16 protein-coding genes are annotated in these 17,306 nt (G+C 48.9%); 13 read left to right on the forward strand and 3 right to left on the reverse strand.

Features of this window, described 5'->3' with window-relative positions:
* Window positions 1–13 precede the first annotated feature (13 nt).
* From BGX14_RS12420 to BGX14_RS12430, 3 genes are all read right to left on the reverse strand, one after another.
* Entirely contained in the window at window positions 14–880 is an 867-nt protein-coding gene (locus BGX14_RS12420; protein WP_095880048.1) for a hypothetical protein, read from the reverse strand.
* 71 nt (window positions 881–951) lie between these two features.
* Window positions 952–1,818 carry a hypothetical protein gene (locus BGX14_RS12425; protein ID WP_095880049.1) on the reverse strand — a complete coding sequence of 289 codons (867 nt, stop codon included), beginning with the start codon at window positions 1,816–1,818 and terminating at the stop codon, window positions 952–954.
* Window positions 1,815–3,302, reverse strand: a complete 1,488-nt coding sequence (locus tag BGX14_RS12430) for a hypothetical protein (RefSeq protein WP_095880050.1) — start codon at window positions 3,300–3,302, stop codon at window positions 1,815–1,817. The genes BGX14_RS12425 and BGX14_RS12430 overlap by 4 nt, the downstream gene beginning before the upstream one ends.
* Window positions 3,303–4,005: 703 nt before the next feature.
* Between BGX14_RS12430 and BGX14_RS12435 the strand changes: the two genes are divergently transcribed.
* The 13 genes from BGX14_RS12435 to BGX14_RS12495 all read left to right on the forward strand — a co-directional run bounded on the left by BGX14_RS12435 (window position 4,006) and on the right by BGX14_RS12495 (window position 17,301).
* Window positions 4,006–4,227 (forward strand): hypothetical protein, encoded by a 222-nt coding sequence (locus BGX14_RS12435; RefSeq protein ID WP_143394244.1) that lies wholly within the window; start codon window positions 4,006–4,008, stop codon window positions 4,225–4,227.
* 2 nt (window positions 4,228–4,229) lie between these two features.
* Window positions 4,230–4,967 (forward strand): hypothetical protein, encoded by a 738-nt coding sequence (locus BGX14_RS15370; protein ID WP_143394245.1) that lies wholly within the window; start codon window positions 4,230–4,232, stop codon window positions 4,965–4,967.
* Window positions 4,954–5,604 carry a hypothetical protein gene (locus tag BGX14_RS12445; RefSeq protein WP_095880052.1) on the forward strand — a complete coding sequence of 217 codons (651 nt, stop codon included), beginning with the start codon at window positions 4,954–4,956 and terminating at the stop codon, window positions 5,602–5,604. Before BGX14_RS15370 ends, BGX14_RS12445 begins: the two co-directional genes overlap by 14 nt.
* A gap of 99 nt (window positions 5,605–5,703) precedes the next feature.
* Window positions 5,704–6,417, forward strand: a complete 714-nt coding sequence (locus BGX14_RS12450; protein ID WP_073305600.1) for a lipopolysaccharide assembly protein LapB — start codon at window positions 5,704–5,706, stop codon at window positions 6,415–6,417.
* Window positions 6,407–7,477 (forward strand): hypothetical protein, encoded by a 1,071-nt coding sequence (locus BGX14_RS12455; RefSeq protein WP_095880053.1) that lies wholly within the window; start codon window positions 6,407–6,409, stop codon window positions 7,475–7,477. Before BGX14_RS12450 ends, BGX14_RS12455 begins: the two co-directional genes overlap by 11 nt.
* A 57-nt stretch (window positions 7,478–7,534) precedes the next feature.
* Window positions 7,535–9,064, forward strand: a complete 1,530-nt coding sequence (locus BGX14_RS12460) for a sigma-54-dependent Fis family transcriptional regulator (protein ID WP_233126547.1) — start codon at window positions 7,535–7,537, stop codon at window positions 9,062–9,064.
* A 496-nt stretch (window positions 9,065–9,560) separates the two neighbouring features.
* Window positions 9,561–9,989: a hypothetical protein gene (locus tag BGX14_RS12465; protein WP_095880054.1), complete on the forward strand. Its 429-nt coding sequence runs from the start codon at window positions 9,561–9,563 to the stop codon at window positions 9,987–9,989.
* Window positions 9,990–10,123: 134 nt separating this feature from the next.
* Window positions 10,124–11,371, forward strand: a complete 1,248-nt coding sequence (locus tag BGX14_RS12470) for a hypothetical protein (protein ID WP_095880055.1) — start codon at window positions 10,124–10,126, stop codon at window positions 11,369–11,371.
* 101 nt (window positions 11,372–11,472) lie between these two features.
* Entirely contained in the window at window positions 11,473–12,075 is a 603-nt protein-coding gene (locus tag BGX14_RS12475; protein ID WP_078777266.1) for a riboflavin synthase, read from the forward strand.
* The gene (locus tag BGX14_RS12480) at window positions 12,065–13,270 is read left to right on the forward strand and encodes a bifunctional 3,4-dihydroxy-2-butanone-4-phosphate synthase/GTP cyclohydrolase II (RefSeq protein ID WP_073305587.1); all 1,206 of its coding nucleotides are present in this window, start codon (window positions 12,065–12,067) and stop codon (window positions 13,268–13,270) included. Before BGX14_RS12475 ends, BGX14_RS12480 begins: the two co-directional genes overlap by 11 nt.
* Window positions 13,271–13,283: 13 nt before the next feature.
* On the forward strand, window positions 13,284–13,760 hold the full coding sequence (gene ribH, locus BGX14_RS12485) for a 6,7-dimethyl-8-ribityllumazine synthase (RefSeq protein WP_095880056.1): 477 nt from the start codon (window positions 13,284–13,286) through the stop codon (window positions 13,758–13,760).
* The gene (nusB, locus tag BGX14_RS12490; RefSeq protein WP_073305583.1) at window positions 13,757–14,227 is read left to right on the forward strand and encodes a transcription antitermination factor NusB; all 471 of its coding nucleotides are present in this window, start codon (window positions 13,757–13,759) and stop codon (window positions 14,225–14,227) included. The genes ribH and nusB overlap by 4 nt, the downstream gene beginning before the upstream one ends.
* Window positions 14,224–17,301 carry a DUF2723 domain-containing protein gene (locus BGX14_RS12495; protein WP_233126548.1) on the forward strand — a complete coding sequence of 1,026 codons (3,078 nt, stop codon included), beginning with the start codon at window positions 14,224–14,226 and terminating at the stop codon, window positions 17,299–17,301. Before nusB ends, BGX14_RS12495 begins: the two co-directional genes overlap by 4 nt.
* Window positions 17,302–17,306: the final 5 nt, after the last annotated feature.

Raw genomic sequence — 17,306 nt, forward strand, 5'->3', positions numbered from 1 at the left:
TCGGCGATGCACACTACTGGCCATCCTTCCTTTTTTCTGAAGACAGCTTCTCTTTTTCCTTTGCAAGGGAATCCAGATAGTTCCGCCGGTGCTTCTGGTAATAGGGCGAAAGGGAATCGATCAAATCCTTGAACTGGAGGGTGTCCAGCGGATACTTGTAAAAATGGTCCCATTTTTTTGCATGACGATAGAAATCTTCCTGTAGGAGATCGTATTCTTTTTTATTGTCCAAGTACCAGAACTTTCCATTAAAAGAGCCTACGCACAATGGAAAATACTCCTTTGTGATGGGATTTATCGGTGAATTCGAAACGAATGCCTTGTGTGAGATTTTCCCGCGTTTGAAAGAGATTTCCATATTCACGAGGTTCTTGCTGTCTCCATTTGTTTGGCAATCCAAACAGATGTATTTCATATAATCTGTGACAAAAGACGCCACGATGCTGTCCTTCGCTCCGGGAAACAACAGGTCCAAGGGAACCTTTGTATGGAATTTCCCGTCCGGATAAAAACCATCGGCTTGGGAATCGAAACAGATGTCCAGCTCCGTCAGGTAAAGAGTCGAGTCTTGCAGCTTGTACCGTCCGGCGAGACCGCTTAATCGATGTGATTTTTTTTCAAAGAAGAAATTGTCCAAAGCATACGTTACAGTAACAATAAGCGCCCAGTTGTACCCCTTGTATTCCAGAATGTCAAAACAGGGCATCGAATAATGCTGTTTGAAATTGGAATCCTGTATATCCTCTTTGTCGGGATAGTCTTCGAGTGCAATGTTGATTACGCAATCTTTGCAATTTTCTAGATCAATAGCAAACAGGGAATTTGCCGATAGGGCGAACAGGGCAAAAAGGAAAATGGAACATTGAAAGAGGTGATTCATTGGGAAAACCTTCAAATGGAATCATTTACGAAAGGAGAAAAGCAATTCTAAAAACGGGTCGGCGATGCACACTACTGGCCATCCTTCTTTTTTTCTGAAGACTGCTTCTCCTTTTCCTTTGCAAGGGAATCCAGATAGTTCCGCCGATGCTTCTGGTAATAGGGCGAAAGGGAATCGATCAAATCCTTGAACTGGATGGTGTCCAGCGGATACTTGTAAAAATGGTCCCATTTTTTTGCATGACGATAGAAATCTTCCTGTAGGAGATCGTATTCTTTTTTATTGTCCAAGTACCAGAACTTTCCATTAAAAGAGCCTACGCACAATGGAAAATACTCCTTTGTGATGGGATTTATCGGTGAATTCGAAACGAATGCCTTGTGTGAGATTTTCCCGCGTTTGAAAGAGATTTCCATATTCACGAGGTTCTTGCTGTCTCCATTTGTTTGGCAATCCAAACAGATGTATTTCATATAATCTGTGACAAAAGACGCCACGATGCTGTCTTTCGCTCCGGGAAACAACAGGTCCAAGGGAACCTTTGTATGGAATTTCCCGTCCGGATAAAAACCATCGTCTTGGGAATCGAAACAGATGTCCAGCTCCGTCAGGTAAAGAGTCGAGTCTTGCAGCTTGTACCGTCCGGCGAGACCGCTTAATCGATGTGATTTTTTTTCAAAGAAGAAATTGTCCAAAGCATACGTTACAGTAACAATAAGCGCCCAGTTGTACCCCTTGTATTCCAGAATGTCAAAACAGGGCATCGAATAATGCTGTTTGAAATTGGAATCCTGTATATCCTCTTTGTCGGGATAGTCTTCGAGTGCAATGTTGATTACGCAATCTTTGCAATTTTCTAGATCAATAGCAAACAGGGAATTTGCCAACAGGGTGAGCAGGGCAAAGAGGAAAATGGAACATTGAAAGAGGTGATTCATTGGGAAAGTTTCCTTTCGTAATAGTCCAATGGAGGAAGAAAGTAATTAGATCCTTTATCATCGTCTTCATAAATAGAAAAAATTCTTCTTGCCTTTGCACGATTCTTTTGTGGCAGATTCATGCAATCATCCTCATCTATTGTTTTAAAAAATTTCCGAAACGCATCAATGGGGCGTCCAGACGCCGGAATGCCCAGCAAATCATCAAAATGCATCTGCTGCACATAAGCGTCAAATTCAACGTCAATATTATGTTCCTTGTTTGGACCGCTATGGTAGAGGGAACTCCACTCCGGATTGTTCCTTTGCCATACATGGCGGAATTCGTGCAAAAGATCGGACTTCATTCTGTCCGAAACGAAGGGACCTTGGGGGGAGAGTAAATGATAGTTTATGCCTACTTCATAACCATCGTCCTTTTGAACCGTGTAGCCGTCAGGGGCTTTTTGGGAGGGATCCGTGGCAAATATGTTCAGATAGGTCGGGACATCTTTCATCTCGTAGAGCCACGTCGCATCCGCGCGTTTTGCCTTATATATGGCCGCAAGTTCATTAAAAAGCGCAAGCCGGTCTTCCTCTGTCAAACGCAACAGGGACTTATTTGGGGTAATTTGCCCCGCTTCTTGCATTTTTTCGACAATGCCCTGTAGCTTCCTATTCAAAGCGTCCATCCGGATTTGTTGCAGAATTTTGCTGGCGAGGACACCGAATTCGTTCACCATCCGCGCGTTGTAATTGTCGTAGAGGGTGTAGATGACGTCATCCGAAGCATTTTTTTCGGCAAAGAACTTGCTTTTCGAATAGCGACGGGCCTTTTCCAAAAGGAAGTTTGCCATATTTTGCCGGTTGCCAAAATTCTTATTTCGCAGAACCTGGTCTGCAATGGCTGCAGCGGTGATTTCGTTGGTGCCTAATTGGAACGGCTTCAAAAGCGGACTTAGGATGAAGTCGTAGTTTTCCCGGAATTCCTGAACTCGACGGGGAAGGTCTTCTGGAAGATCGACTTGCAGAAAGTCGTTGGGAATGACTTGAAAAGTTCGATTGCCTGTAACTGTTTTTCCCGAAAAAGCGATAGTGCGGTTCGCCCATTCTTTGTCGCGGATGTCTGCATTATAGGGATTGATGCCGAGAGCATCTGCATAGTTTGCAAGCCTCTGCCGGATGCCCTGGACGATTTCCCGCTTCACATCGTTCAAAATGGGATTTTTCTCGAAAAGAGCGAGGCACTCTGAGATATTCCGCACCTCTTCAAAAGTTTGGGGAGTTTCGTTTCTTTTCGCCTTTTCCAAAAAATCCAGGACTCTTTCTGGAAAGTCCGTTGCTGGTAAATTTCCCCGAACAAACTGGATGGTGGCGTAGTCTGCACAGTTTTTCAGGGCATTTAGCTCGTTCACGTCGAGAAAGTCCGTTGAATTTTGGTTCAAATTTGCCTGGATGGAGTCCAGATGGGCTTTGTCTAAGAGACGGTCGGATGTAAATGGCATAGGCACTCCTGGATTATTTGTCGCGTAGATCCGGCGGAGGTATCTCGCTTATCTAAAATATATTCTTTGCTATTTATTTTGGCAAGTTTTTGGGGATGCAATCCGTCCCAGCGAGGAACGCCAGCGACCCATGAGCCTTGGAAGCTCTGCTTCCTTTAGGCGAATTGTGCAAAGCCATAGCAATTCATATGGGCATCTCGTCATTGCGAGGAGCAAAGCTCCATGGCAATCCTTGGCTGGCACCTCGTCATTGCGAGTCGCGATAGCGGCGTGGCAATCTAGTCTGCAAAAAAAAAAGGATTGCTTCACCCCTGCGGGGTTCGCAATGACGTAAAAACAACAGCCTGCACAAGGAGCGCAAGCGGGCAGGCAGTCCTATCTGCAAAAAAAGGATTGCGCCTCGCCGGGTGCTTTCGCTACTATCAATGACTCGAGAGGAATATGCCGCTCCCGAAAAATCGTCCAGGGCATCCGGCAGAGGCTTGCAAACTATGCAGATGCTCTCGGCATCAATCCCTATAATGCAGACATCCGCGACAAAGAATGGGCGAACCGCGCTACCGCCTTCTCGGATAAAACAACCACAGGGAACCGAACTTTTCAAGTCATCTCCAACGACTTTCTGCAAGTCGATCTTCCAGAAGACCTTCCCCGTTGGGTTCAGGAATTCCGGGAAAACTATGTAATGAAGAAGGATGTCCCTATGGGTAAAATTCGTCTCATTTTGGCTTTTTTATTTTCGGTAACTGCGGATTGGGTTCTCGACGGGAAATTGACAAAAAATGAAAATTCCATGGAAACGGATATTGTCGGCGTAACGGTTTCACGGACAGGGTATGTAATCAGGAATTTGGATGGATCGACCCTAAGTGGCAAATATAAAACTCCCGATTTGCCTGCACTACGCATTCTACTTTCGAGGTGAGCATGGTTAAAGTTTTCCCATTTTTTATTTCTTTGCTGTTATTGGGGTGCGGACTCGCTTTTAACGGGGACGAGGGTTGTGAAGAGACGTACTCATTAAAGACAACAGTGCATAAGCCATTGGGTTTTGATTTTGTGTGGATAGATGGTTCTTTAGCATCAGCTTATGCCTATTTGCAATCCGAAGAAAGTGTTCAACATTGCTCCTATTGTAGCTCGAAATGTTGTTGGTGTAAAATTACTTCTGGCCACTATGCCTTAGAATCCAATGCAGCAGGTGTAGATTCGTTGCATGTAGGAACGTCAGTTGGATTCGGATATAAAATAGATTCAACCTTTGTAGATTTGCTCCATTCTATCGATTCTACGCAGCACCTTAAATTCTCCCTGAAGGACTCGATTGGAGTAATCAAATCTTATGATCTGGATTTTGCCCCCATACTTCCCCATATCAATAATCCGAAACCTTGCGAAATTCGTGGCGATTCCATCGACATATTCCTTCCCGAAGGGAATTTTTATGTCGTGTATTCCGGTTCATGCTATAATGGCGTTGATAATTTTAATGATTTTAGTAAAGAATGCAGAAAATACAAAACATCTAAAGACCCGCAAACCATTACTTTGGAAATAGCCGCGTTGGGCCGTTTATCTTATGAGATTCGCTATGATTTTGATGAAGAAGACAAGATGGGAGAAGACACCTTTACTTTTAAGTGGATTTACTATGACGCGTTATAGAATCCTTTGCCTTTTCAGCCTGATATTTTTAGGTTGCTCCGATCTGTCGGATATTTTCTCTTCTGATAACTCCCAAGAAGTGGAGAAGGCAAAAACCCACGGCTCTTATTTATTTGTTTATCTTGCCGTTCATTGCGAACGGGACATGTCGTGTCGTTCCAGCGTACGCGTTAAGGGAACTCCTTCACCCAAAAGCGAATACAAATATGGATTCCATTATACATTCATCGCCGGAAACGATACCCTTGTTGCGGAATCCGACCGATTTATTGATAGTGGGGACACGTTGCCGTCATGGAATTTTCCCGTGACAGATGGGCATGTCCGCTTTTCCCTTTTGGATAAGAAGAAAAGGCACAAGGATTACGACTTTGATTTAGCTCACTGGCTGGGAGAAGCATCGCCATCGCAGGATTCGGTCGCCTTTACCAATTTTGAGGTGGGTTCTAGAGTTTGCTTTTACAAAGTTCAAGGCGAATCCTACTGCCAAACCATTCAAGAAAGAACGGAAAAGATCACGGTTCCGAACGACTCCACTTTCTATCCGTTTTTCAGAGTTTGGCACGACGATTTTTACTTTGATGTCGGCAAATATACGGATGAATTGTATCTTTGGCTTACTGCCTATTGGCGGTAGCCGAACTCGTTGAACCACGGTTGGTGAGCATCTCGAACCATCCTCGCGGTGGCGGAACAATCCACTCCCGACTTCTTTCTATATTATTTGAAAGATTGTATGGAAAAAGTTTTTTTCAGAATCATTTGCGTTGCGCTGTTTTTGGGATTCGCCTTCGGGGTTGCCGGTTGCAATTCCTTGGAACAGTCGGGGAGCGAAGCTCTTCAGGTCGGCGATTATGATCGGGCGATGAAAGCTTTTTCGGCTGCCCTGGACAAGCGTCCGGCAGACAGGAATGCCCGCTATGGTATGGCACTTGCCTGTTTCGGCAAAGCGGAATCGGCGGAAAAAATCGGCCAGCATTCTGTGGAACTTTGGACAAAAACCCTTTCGGAATTTGCAATTCTTGCCAAAATCGATTCTTCGCTGGCTCGGGAAATGCACTCTTCCGCCCTTTTTTATTTGGCTCGCGCCAAGGTCGAAGAAAATCCCCGGGCAAAGGTTCTCGGCATTTTGAACCGTTCCCTGGACTTGGACAGCACCAATTATTTCAGTTTGAATTTGAAAGCGCTCGTCTTGCAGAAAATGGGGGAAAACGATTTGGCGCAGAAAATTTTTACCGGAATCCTTTCCGAAAATCCAGATTTCGCTCCCGCCTATTCCAACTTGGGAAATCTGTATTGGGAACTCGGGTCCGTCGAGGACGCTTGGGACGTCTGGTCGCTGGGGGCCGCCCAGTTTCCCCAAAACCGTCATTTGCAGCGCTGGATGAAAGTGGCGGAAGACAGTTTGAAAGCGATGGAACTTCGGAAAGGAAAGTCTCGTGGACGCTGATTGGGGAAAAAGGCTTTCGGCTTTTCGGAAAATGGGCGAGGGCGGCGAAGCCGTCGTTTACCGCGCTTTGCTGGATGGGACGCACCCGGTCGTTTTGAAATGGGCGCGCGAAAGTCCTTCGGGAAATGGGGAAATGGCGGAATGGATCGGGCTGGAATCGCCGGGCGTTGACCGCATTTTGGGCAAGGGAATTTTGAACGGTCGTCCGTTTGTCGTCTTGGAATATGTCAGAGGGGTATCGACCGCTTTGCTTGCTCCCATGCCGCCCCGCGTTGCCGTAAAAATGCTGCGGCAGATTTGCAGAACTCTTTTGGCGCTGTCGGACGCGGGAACTTTCCATGGGGATTTGAGCCCGGAAAACGTGCTGGTCGATGGGGAGGGAAATCCGCATCTGGTCGATGGGGGAACCGGCGTGTTGGGAACTCCGCGGTATGCGGCACCGGAACGTTTTGAAGGTTCGGAACCGACGGAAAAAAGCGAAATGTTCAGCTTGGGCGCCCTGCTGTATTTTTGGATTGCGGGCGAGCCGCTGTTTGCGGGCGAAAGCTTGGGTCTGGTAGAGAACGCCGTGTTTCAAGTGGATTCTTACGATGCTTCCATGCGTCTGTGCAGCTTGGGAAAATTGCCGCCGGAGATGCTCCGAAAATTTCGCCCCCTGTGGAAAGGAACGCTCCGGAGGTTTCCTGCGGATCGGTTCGAAGATTTGGAAGAACTCGACGAAAGTCTGGAAATTGCGGAAAGCGAACTCTCTTTGGATGACTCGTCGGAAAATCGGGCAAAGGAAACGGCATGGAAAAACGAACTGGTGCTCCGGATTCGGGAGTGGGAAGCGGGCATTGCTCGGCATCCAGAAGAAAATCCGTTTCAAAATGCGGACGGGGAAAGTTTCGGGGTGAATCGTTCCAAAAGGGTGGCTCGGCTCAAAAAACTTTGCGCCGGTTTCGCGGTATTGCTGGCCGTTCTTTTTTCTTCCTATATATATTCTTTGGGAAAACGTCTTTGCCGGATGTCGAACAGGTCGGAAAAACGATGTTGGAAAATACCCGTTCGCTGCCTGTAGATGAGTCGGCGGCGTCCTTGTCCCGAGACACTCAAGCTGTCCGTGGCATTTTGACGGATGCCGACACTCTCGCCGACGAAGTTCGCTAAAGGAGAACGGATGAATCAGGAATCGATGAAAATGTCGTCGGATTTGCTGGATATGCTTTCCCAGCTTTTGGACGAATCGACCCCGCAGGAACTGTTGCCGATGATTGCGCGGGTGGCGTGTCAGGCCTTGCGCGCCGATGCGGCGGTCTTGGAAATCCCGGCGGAACTTGCGAACGAGCCGTTCCGTTTTGCGTATCCTTCGTCCGTGGCCATTTCGTCGAGTGCGGTTCGCCGAGCCCGAGAAGAAAAAAAGGCGATTCTCTGGAATCAGGTGGATTGCGATGCCGGGGACGTTTCCAAATCGATTGTGCGGAACAGGCTGACTAGCATTATGGTGGCGCCGTTCCAGACTCTTTCGGCGGATGTGGTTTCGGGATTTTTGTATTTGCAACGGGAAGCCCGGCGGGATCCTTTCGGTGAAGAGGAGAAGAAACTTTTCGACAAGTTCGTTTCCGTTTCGGAAAAAATAGCGTTTTCCGCCTACAATCGCCAAAGCGATAGGGAAACTTTGGACGCGTTCCGCGGCGTGACTCGGAAAGGCTCCATCGTGTATGTTTCCAAAGGAATGTCGGATGTGATTTCCCAGGCGGAAAAGTTCATTGCGCTGCCGACTCCCATTATCATCCGCGGCGAAACGGGAACCGGAAAGGAAGTGCTTGCCCGCTGGATTCACAGTCAGAGTCCTCGTGCCGAAAAGCCTTTTGTCGCTATCAACTGCGGTGCCATTCCTGAAAATCTGATCGAATCCATTCTATTCGGCCATGTCAGGGGATCTTTTTCGGGCGCGATTGATACCCGCAAGGGCGTATTTGAAGAAGCGGACGGAGGGACTCTTTTTCTCGATGAAATTGGGGATCTTCCGCTGGGCATGCAGGTGAAGCTTTTACGCGTTTTGCAGGAGCATCGGATTGCTCGAGTGGGGGACAATCGGGAAATTCCCATCAACGTGCGCATTATTTCGGCAACGCACGTGGATTTGGAACTGGCGATGAAGGAACACCGCTTTCGGGAAGACCTCTATTACCGCATTCAGGTGATGTCTTTGAAAATGCCGCCGCTCCGGGAACGCGGTCAGGACGTTCTTCTGCTTGCCGAAGATTTTGCCAAGCGTTACGCCTCCGAATACGGCCTTGGAAAATTCCATTTTTCCCGTGCAGCGGAAAAGGCGCTGCTCGCGTATTCCTGGCCGGGGAATGTGCGGGAGTTGGAAAATCGGATTCAAAAAGCCCTTGTTCAGGCCGAAAAATGCGTCATCCAGCCGAAAGATTTGGAACTGGATGTTTTGCGGGAAAAGGTCAAGGAGTCGCCGCGCACTTTGAAAGAATCCCGTGAAATTTCGGATCGGGCGGTCATCGACGCTTCGCTCCGCGACGCGAATGGGAATCTGACCCTGGCCGCGACGATTCTGGGAGTGGACCGCAAAGTTCTCCGCGAAATCATGGATCGCTTGAATATCCGCAAAGAAGACTATAAACGGAATTCCCCGAAGAAAAAGTAGAGGCGGCTTCTAAAAATGCCTTTTCAAAAATCGGTAGCATTAAAGCGGCTAGTTGTCAGAGATTAGCCGTTAGTTAGCCGTTAGTGAAAAGTGACTAGAGTTCAGAGCGGAGTTTTTTTCAAACGGGGCATTTTCTTTTGCAAGCTGAACTCATCTTCAAAACGTGAATTTCTTTTTCAAAGTGCATTTTTCTCGATGGCTGCGAGATGCTTCGCATTCTTTAAGTTTTGAAGGAATTTTAGAATTGAATACAGGGAAAGCTGCATAAAGAAAATACCAAGTAGCGAAAGAACGGCCTCCCGATTGTCAAACTAATCGAGGCATGGTTGCTGAGCTTGTCGAAGCATGGTTGCTGCCCTTCGACAGGCACTCGCCGCTAATCGCTAATCCCTAATTCTTCCCCATTTTTCTTCTCCGGAGCGATTTTTTTTAGATGATCTAGTATGATTTTAGCTATCTTAATAAAACAGGCATACTTTTTGCAAGAACCGCGGATATGAATAAGAATTTCTTTTGTATTTCCGTATTGTTCGGTGCCGCTCTTTTGGGGGCGGCTCGCGCTCAGTCCATGCCCGAATCCCAGGTTTCCAGCCCTGTGGAAGAGACCGTCCAGTCCGGACGCAGCCTAGATGGTACAAAGAACGCTTCTTGGGAGCAGAAACGCGCTGAACGTCGCGTAGCACGGGAAAAACTCCTTTCCAAATTGCGGGAAAGTTCGCCGCAGGAAAAGATTTTTATCCATGAAGCGCTTTCTAAAAAGCGAAACGAAAGTTCTCGAAATACGGGTGATTTTTCAAAAAGAGGTACGCCGCCACGCCGTATGGAAAATGAACGTCGCCAGATGAACGACAATCATCGGGCGATGAACTCGGGAAGGGACGTGTTTGCGCCGCCCTCTCCGGAGTATGGCGACCCGAAATTCTGATCGATGGCCGCTGCTCAAAATTCATTTTCAAAAAATCGCCTGTTGTGCCTTGACTGGCTCGGCAACCGCTTCTTGACGCATCGCTCGGTCTCACGCGATTTTTCTTCGCCAAAACAATTTTTAGAAGAGGCCTGATGCGTTTCGGGTTTTCGTTCTGGTTGTTTGGAATCTGTATTCTGCTGCAAATGAATGGAGTCTTTGCCGATACGGTGCAGGATTCGCTGTTTGAAAAAGTGCTGGAAGCGGAGGATGCGGGCGACGCCGTGCAGACCATCGCACTGCTGGAAATGGCGCGTGAGCGGGAGGGAACCCATAGTGAGGAAATCCGCCAGATTTTGTCGGAATATTATGACGCTCTTGGCGTTTCGGGAACGGACTTTGGGGAGGAACGGCGGCTGCATTTTTTCTCAAAGATGGAACTGGTGGGAATTTATTATAAGGAGTTCGGCGATTCGCTGGAAGCCAGTGAATTTTCGGGAGAAGGCTACTTGTTGCTGGGCGTGGAATACAGACGTCGCTTTGGCGGTCTTCAGCATACTTGGGCGATTCGCGGAATGTCGAACCTGTTTTGGCATGAAGACGAAACCGTTTTTGACACTAGCCGCTGGGTGTTCTTGCCGATGTTGGAGTATTCTCTTCAGGGGGAACGCTTTGAAGTGGATGCGGGCGCAGGCGTTCAGTTCTCGGATGGAAACGAGGCAGTTTTTTCGGGAACGTTTTCGGGAAAATTCGCCTTGTATTCCCAAGGAAATTTTCAAAACGGATTGGAACTTTTCAGTTTTTTCGACGAAAACGGGCGAGGGCGGGTGAAATTGGGTGCCTATGCGGAAAATCGACCGGCTAAAGGATTTTGGGCGAACGCGGTTTTGTCGGCGCGCTTTGACCGGGATACTTCGGTGAACGCCTATTTTTGGTATCCTAAGCCGCCTTCGGATTTTCCAATACCCGGTGAAGATGCTGGCTTTGAATTTGGAAACGGTTTTGCGGTGGCGGATTCTGTCCGGGAACGCTATTATTATGGCAGCGATAAAAAGCTGGGTCCGGAAATCGATGGAAAAATCGGGTATCGTTTTCAGGAATTGTTTTCCTTGGAGCTTTGGGGGAATCTCTTTGTCGCCTGGAATCCCGAAGCGGACGAATGGAAAGCGGCGCAGGAAGATTTCGGCGGCGTCCCTCGTTGGAAAAATGTGACATGGAACCGGAAAACGCTTCAGGGCTTTTTTCGGTTGCAGGGTGGAATTCAAGGAGAAGTGCTGGGCGCCTATCTTTCCGTGGGAATGTTTTTCCACCGATTCTTGGATTTGCCGTCTGGACATCCCGAATACAGTGCCGACACCTATTGGATTGGCGACATGAGGATGGGCGTGTCCGCCTGTTTTTGAACGGCCACGACGAGGCGTGTCGCTTGCTTTTCGCTGGGTGAATTGCCCCTAATTGAAAAGGAAAAGGGATTTCGGCAAACAAAATTTCTATTTTTGGCGGTATGTTTACAGGAATTATTCAAGCGACCGGCGAAATCCTTTCTTTGGAAAATCGCGGTGACGCCCTTTCGATGCGGTTGCGCTCTCCCGGATTTTTTGCCCATTGTCACGAGGGCGACAGCGTCGCCAATGATGGCGTGTGTCTGTCGGTGGAAAAGTGCACGGCGGACGAAGCGACCTTCTGCATCATGCACCAGACTGTGGAAAACACCTCTTTTAAACAGGCTTCAGTCGGAAAATGGGTCAATTTGGAATTGCCGGTTCGCGCGGATTCCTTGATGGGCGGACATTTTGTAATGGGTCACGTGGACACGGTGATTCGGGTCCTGAACGTTTTTCCTCGGGAAACCGGCGTGGAAGTGGATTTGGAACTTCCCGCGGATTTGAATCGCTATGTGATTCGCCGTGGATCGATTTCCTTGAACGGAATCAGCCTGACCGTCGCCGAAAAAAATAAAGATTCGCTTCGGGTCTGCATTATTCCAGAAACCCTTTCCCGTACGAATTTGAAGAATTGGATTCCCGGCACTCTCGTGAACGTGGAAGTGGATATGCTGGGCAAGTATATCGAAAACTATTTGAAGGACAGAAACCTTGCTGAATAAAATTGAAGACGCCATCGAAGATTTTAGAAACGGCAAATTTTTGATTGTCGTCGATGACGAAGATCGCGAAAACGAAGGCGATTTCATTATCGCCGCCGAAAAAATCACTCCGGAAAAGGTGAATTTCATGCTGCACGAAGGGCGTGGCGTCCTTTGCTGCCCCTTGCCGAAAAGCCGTTGCCGGGAATTGGAACTTTCCCGTCAGACGGTGGAAAATACTTCCGCTTTGGGAACGCCTTTCACCATCATGGTCGATAAAATCGAAGGCTGCACGACGGGGGTTTCTGCCCACGACCGCGCGGAAACGATTTTGGCTTTGGCAAATCCGAATTCGAAGCCGAGCGATTTTGGGCGTCCGGGGCACATCTCTCCGCTTTATGCGCAGGACGAAGGCGTGCTGCGCCGCGCGGGGCACACGGAAGCCGCTGTGGATTTGGCAAGGCTAGCCGGTTTTCGCCCTGCAGCCGCTCTCATTGAAATCATGAATGAAGACGGCACGATGGCTCGGATGCCGCAATTGCAGGAAGTCGCTCAAAAATTCGGGCTTAAAATTATCTCTATCAAGGATTTGATCGAATACCGTCTGCGCACGGAATCATTTGTGGAGCGTATCGCTGCGCCGAATGTGCCGACTCGGTTTGGGCTGTTCCGCGCTTATGGCTATCGTAGCAAAACGGATGGCTCGGAGCACGTCGCCTGGGTTTCTGGCGAATTGGATTTTTCAAAACCCGTTTATGTGCGCGTTCACAGCGAATGTCTCACCGGAGACATCTTCGGTTCAAAGCGTTGCGATTGTGGAGCCCAACTGGAAAGCGCCATGCGCTTTATCGGCAAGAACGGCGGCGTTTTCCTTTACATGAGAAATCAGGAAGGTCGGGGTATCGGCCTCTGCAACAAGCTCCGCGCTTATGAATTGCAGGAGCAGGGATTGGATACGGTGGAAGCAAACCGTCGCCTCGGGTTTAAACCGGATCTTCGGGAATATGGAATCGGGGCGCAGATTTTAAAAGATTTAGGAGTTCGCCGGATGCGTCTTTTGACAAATAACCCGGCAAAGGTGACTGGCATCGAAGGCTACGGACTTGAAATCGTAGAACGCGTACCTATCGAGATTCCTCCGACTCCGGAAGATCGTTTTTATCTGCAAACCAAAAAAGAAAAGATGGGACACATCTTGAATAATCTGAACGAATAAGGGCGTTCCTTTTATGAAAAACGAAGTCAATGTTTTTAAAAAGCGTCTTGCGGGAAATGGAATGAAAATCGCCATTGCCGTCGCGGACTTCAATACGACAGTGACCGAAAGCCTTCTTTCCGGGGCTATTGCCAAATTGGAAGAAGTCGGCGTTGAAGCGTCGGCGATTTCTGTCGCCCATGTTCCGGGAGCTTTTGAACTTCCTGGAGTCGCCAAGCGCTTTGTGGATTCTCAAAAATTTGATGCAGTGATTGTTCTTGGGGCTGTGATTCGCGGAGAAACGCCGCATTTCGATTGCGTGGTGAATGCCGTGACGAGCGGCATTGCGAATCTGGCGGCTGCTGGGCAGATCCCGGTTATTTTCGGCGTGCTGACGACGGATACCGTGGATCAGGCGATGGCTCGCTCCGGGCTCAAGGGTGGCAATAAGGGCGCTGATTGTGCAGAAAGTGCTGTGGAAATGGTGAATCTTTACAAGGAACTCGCATGACCTCTTTCGGTATCAGCAAAAGAAGTGCTCGGGTTTTTGCCATGGAACTTCTGTATGCCATGGAATTGACCAAACAGCCCGTTGGCAAATGCGTGGACGGCATTTTGGACAGTATGCGGGCAGCGTCCAAAAAAGAACTTGCCGCCGAAATGAAACGCTACGGCATGTCGCTGGTGGATTTGATTCAGGAGCATCGCGCAGAACTCGACGCTCTTTTGGAAGAATATTCGCAAGGTTGGTCGCTGGATCGTTTGGCGATTCTGGACCGTCTGCTCTTGTACATCGCACTTACGGAACTCCAATACAAGCCGGATGTTCCCGTGAAGGTCGTCATCAATGAAGCCGTGGAAATCGCCAATAAATTCAGCACGGAAAACTCTTCTCGTTTTATCAACGGAATTTTGAACCAGTTTGCCCGAAGCAAGGGAATGCTCGCTTCGGATAATCAGGAGGAACGCTCAAAGTGAAAAAAATATCGGAAAATCTGCTGAAGTATATGACGGCGGGACTCGCTGCCGTTGTTGCTTTTATTGTTTACGCCATGACGATGGCGCCGACGGTGAGTTTCTGGGATTGCGGTGAATTTATCGCCTGCTCGAATATTTTAGGCATTCCGCACCCTCCTGGAACGCCGTTTTTTGTACTGCTTTCTCGAGCGGTCATTCTCGCACTTCCGTTTGTGGAAGAAATCGCGAAACGCGTCAATTACATTTCCGTATTCTGTTCCGCGGCGACGGTTTTTGTCACTTCGCTTTTTGCGTGGGACTTCTTGGCGAAAATCCTTTCCAAAGACAGTCTGGTGGACAGGGTTTCGGCGGGATTTCGCAAGCTGATTCTCTTCACGGCGGCTTTGACTGCCGGAACTTTGCTGACGTTCAGCGATACTTTCTGGTTCAATGCGGTTGAAGCCGAAGTTTACGGCTTTGCCATGTTCATCGTGATGCTGGTTTCTTACCTGGCGTTCAAATGGCTCGACCACAAGGACGACGGTTGGGGTAATCGGATTCTCATCTTTATTTGCTACATCGCTTTTGTCGGTGTCGGGGCGCATCTGTACACCCTTCTCACCATTCCCGCCGTTTTCGCTCTGTTGCTTTTGGCGGAGCCCAAGAAAATCGTTTCGCGGATTCCCGTCTGGATTACCGGCACGCTGCTTTGCTCGGTCATTTATGCGGTTTCCAGTTTTATCGCGATAGCGATTGCGTCGGCCTTTGTGCTGGGCGTGCTAGTTCTTGCTCGGGTGGGTTCGCCCGAAGTGAAAAAGAGTTTCCGCCTTTCCTTTGCCTTTGCGCTGGTCGCCCTTTTGGGTTATAGCTCGCATCTTTATTTGCCTATTCGTTCGGAACTGAATCCGGCAATCGACGAAAATGATCCCGAAATCAATTTCAAGGACGAACAGGGAAATCTGCAGCTGGGGAATCTTTTGGATTCCAAGAACTGGAAATCTTTCAACGATTTTGTTGAGCGCAAGCAATACGGTTCTGAAAGCATGTTGAGCCGAGCAATGCACCGCCGCGCTCGCACGGCGCACCAATTCCTCTCTTTCCCGAATATGGGCTATGGCGGATATCAGATCGCGCAGTATTTGCCGTTCAAAGTCGGCGGGGTTTCTTTTGGAAATGGAACGTATGTTTTTGACCCGTCGGAAAACGAGCCTCTGGAACGTTTCGGTTTTTATTTCCCCACCCAGATGCAGTTGATGGGCGACAATGTCCCGGCGCAATTGATCTGGTTCTTGCTCTTTAACGGGGCGATTGTCGCTGTTTGCGTGTTCTCTTACCGTCGGAGCAAAAAGCTCGGCGTTTATTTGGGCTTTCTGTACGCGCTGTGTTCGTTCGGGCTTCTTTTCTATGTGAATTTTGCCGATGGCACGCGTATGGATTCTTCAAGGGATTTCAATTACTGGAAGTCGGCGATGGAATCGAACGTCCGCGATCTGAAACAGGCGGGAATTTCCATTCCGTCGGTTCCGAATCCGAACGCTCTGATCGATGCCCGCCAGAATATCGAGCATGCCAAGATGGCTTTGAATACGCTGCGCTACCGCAACGCATCGGCTTCGGAAATCTCGGCTGCGGAACAGAAATTGCACGCATTGGAAAGCGCTCCGATCTGGCAGAGTTGGAAGCTAATAGAAGCCGCCTATGCCAAAGTGGGACGCCGCGCGCCATTCCCGGAAACGGTGCACATCGAGGTCCGTGAACGGGATTATTTCTATACGCCGGCCTTTATTTTTATGAGCCTGATTTTTGGCGTGGGCGTCGGCATTCTGGTTTATCTGCTGGCGATCAAGGCTTCTGCGTTTGCGGCTCCGGTCGCGGTGGCGTTTATTGCCATCTGTTCCGTAATCCCGTGCATTTCGAATTATCGCGAACACGATCGCTCCGGCCTTTGGGTGCCGTGGGATTATGCGTATAACCTGCTGATGAGCTGCCGCCCGAATGCGATTTTGTTCACGAACGGCGACAATGATACTTTCCCGCTGTGGTTTGCCCAGCAAGTTGCGGGAGTCCGCAAGGATGTCCGGGTGGTGAACCTCTCTTTGGGCAATACGGACTGGTATATCAAACAGATGCTGACCCAGGAACCGATTCTCAAGTTGAGCTACGACAAGGAAGGCATTGAAAAGCGCATGGCGATCGGCGATTTGAACGAGCGTAACCCGGAACACTACACGCAAACATGGATTGCCAAAGCGGATAGGGCTATTCCGGCATTGCAGAGTCGAATTGCCAACATGACGGACTCCACAGGGGCGGCAAAGCCCGATGCGGATACCCTCAAGCTCAAGCAGTACCGCGTGATGCTGCAGGTCTATTCCGCATTCAAGGAATGGCAAGCGAAATCGCACGCCGGTCTGATGCTCACCCAGTATAAGCTGGTTCTGGACTTGGCGATGAACAATGTGGATCGACCGCTGCATTTTTCGACGACGGTCGGACAGTCCAATTTTATGGGGCTGGAAAAATACATGGTTCAGGAAGGCATGATTTTCAACCTGATGCAGGGTGACACGACGGACAGGCGTTCTGTAAATCAGGATTTCGATTTGGAAAGAACCGCCTACTTGATCGACAGCGTTTACAAGTTCCGCGGCTTGGGCGATGGCACGGCTTACATCGATGGAGAAACGACGCGTTTGCTTTCTAGCTACACTTCGCTTTATTTGCAAATCGCTTTCCAAGTGCGAGAAAATATCGTGGCTTTGCTGCAAAACGCTCCGCTCACAACTTCAAAGAAACAGCAGATAGACGCCTTGGTCGAAAAGGCTCTGCATTTCTTGGACAAGGGCATTGCGCAATTCCCCGAAGAATGGCGTTGCTATTGGGCGGCTTCCTATATTCTGGAGCCGGTTCGCGAGAAAAAGCGGGCTTTGGAATACTTGGACAAGGGACTTAAAAATGTGTCGGTTTTTGACGAGCAGGGACGTGCCCGTCTAGAAATAAACCGCCAGTCTTTTGAATCGATGCCGGATATGCCGCTTGCGGTTGTTCCGGATTCGGTGGCGGTTTCGGATTCTTCGGCCTTGCCTACCAAATAAGAGCG

The organism is Fibrobacter sp. UWS1 (assembly GCF_002300445.1).
In the GTDB taxonomy this organism is placed as follows: domain Bacteria; phylum Fibrobacterota; class Fibrobacteria; order Fibrobacterales; family Fibrobacteraceae; genus Hallerella; species Hallerella intestinalis.

What these genes read in the sequence shown, in the direction of transcription:
- BGX14_RS12450 (WP_073305600.1), top strand. Translation starts at nt 5,704, where the DNA reads ATGGAAAAAGTTTTTTTCAGAATCATTTGCGTTGCGCTGTTTTTGGGA.
- BGX14_RS12475 (WP_078777266.1), top strand. Translation starts at nt 11,473, where the DNA reads ATGTTTACAGGAATTATTCAAGCGACCGGCGAAATCCTTTCTTTGGAA.
- BGX14_RS12420 (WP_095880048.1), bottom strand. Translation starts at nt 880, where the DNA reads ATGAATCACCTCTTTCAATGTTCCATTTTCCTTTTTGCCCTGTTCGCC.
- BGX14_RS12445 (WP_095880052.1), top strand. Translation starts at nt 4,954, where the DNA reads ATGACGCGTTATAGAATCCTTTGCCTTTTCAGCCTGATATTTTTAGGT.
- BGX14_RS12465 (WP_095880054.1), top strand. Translation starts at nt 9,561, where the DNA reads ATGAATAAGAATTTCTTTTGTATTTCCGTATTGTTCGGTGCCGCTCTT.
- BGX14_RS12435 (WP_143394244.1), top strand. Translation starts at nt 4,006, where the DNA reads ATGGGTAAAATTCGTCTCATTTTGGCTTTTTTATTTTCGGTAACTGCG.
- BGX14_RS12425 (WP_095880049.1), bottom strand. Translation starts at nt 1,818, where the DNA reads ATGAATCACCTCTTTCAATGTTCCATTTTCCTCTTTGCCCTGCTCACC.
- BGX14_RS15370 (WP_143394245.1), top strand. Translation starts at nt 4,230, where the DNA reads ATGGTTAAAGTTTTCCCATTTTTTATTTCTTTGCTGTTATTGGGGTGC.
- ribH (WP_095880056.1), top strand. Translation starts at nt 13,284, where the DNA reads ATGAAAAACGAAGTCAATGTTTTTAAAAAGCGTCTTGCGGGAAATGGA.
- BGX14_RS12470 (WP_095880055.1), top strand. Translation starts at nt 10,124, where the DNA reads ATGCGTTTCGGGTTTTCGTTCTGGTTGTTTGGAATCTGTATTCTGCTG.
- nusB (WP_073305583.1), top strand. Translation starts at nt 13,757, where the DNA reads ATGACCTCTTTCGGTATCAGCAAAAGAAGTGCTCGGGTTTTTGCCATG.
- BGX14_RS12460 (WP_233126547.1), top strand. Translation starts at nt 7,535, where the DNA reads ATGCCGACACTCTCGCCGACGAAGTTCGCTAAAGGAGAACGGATGAAT.
- BGX14_RS12430 (WP_095880050.1), bottom strand. Translation starts at nt 3,302, where the DNA reads ATGCCATTTACATCCGACCGTCTCTTAGACAAAGCCCATCTGGACTCC.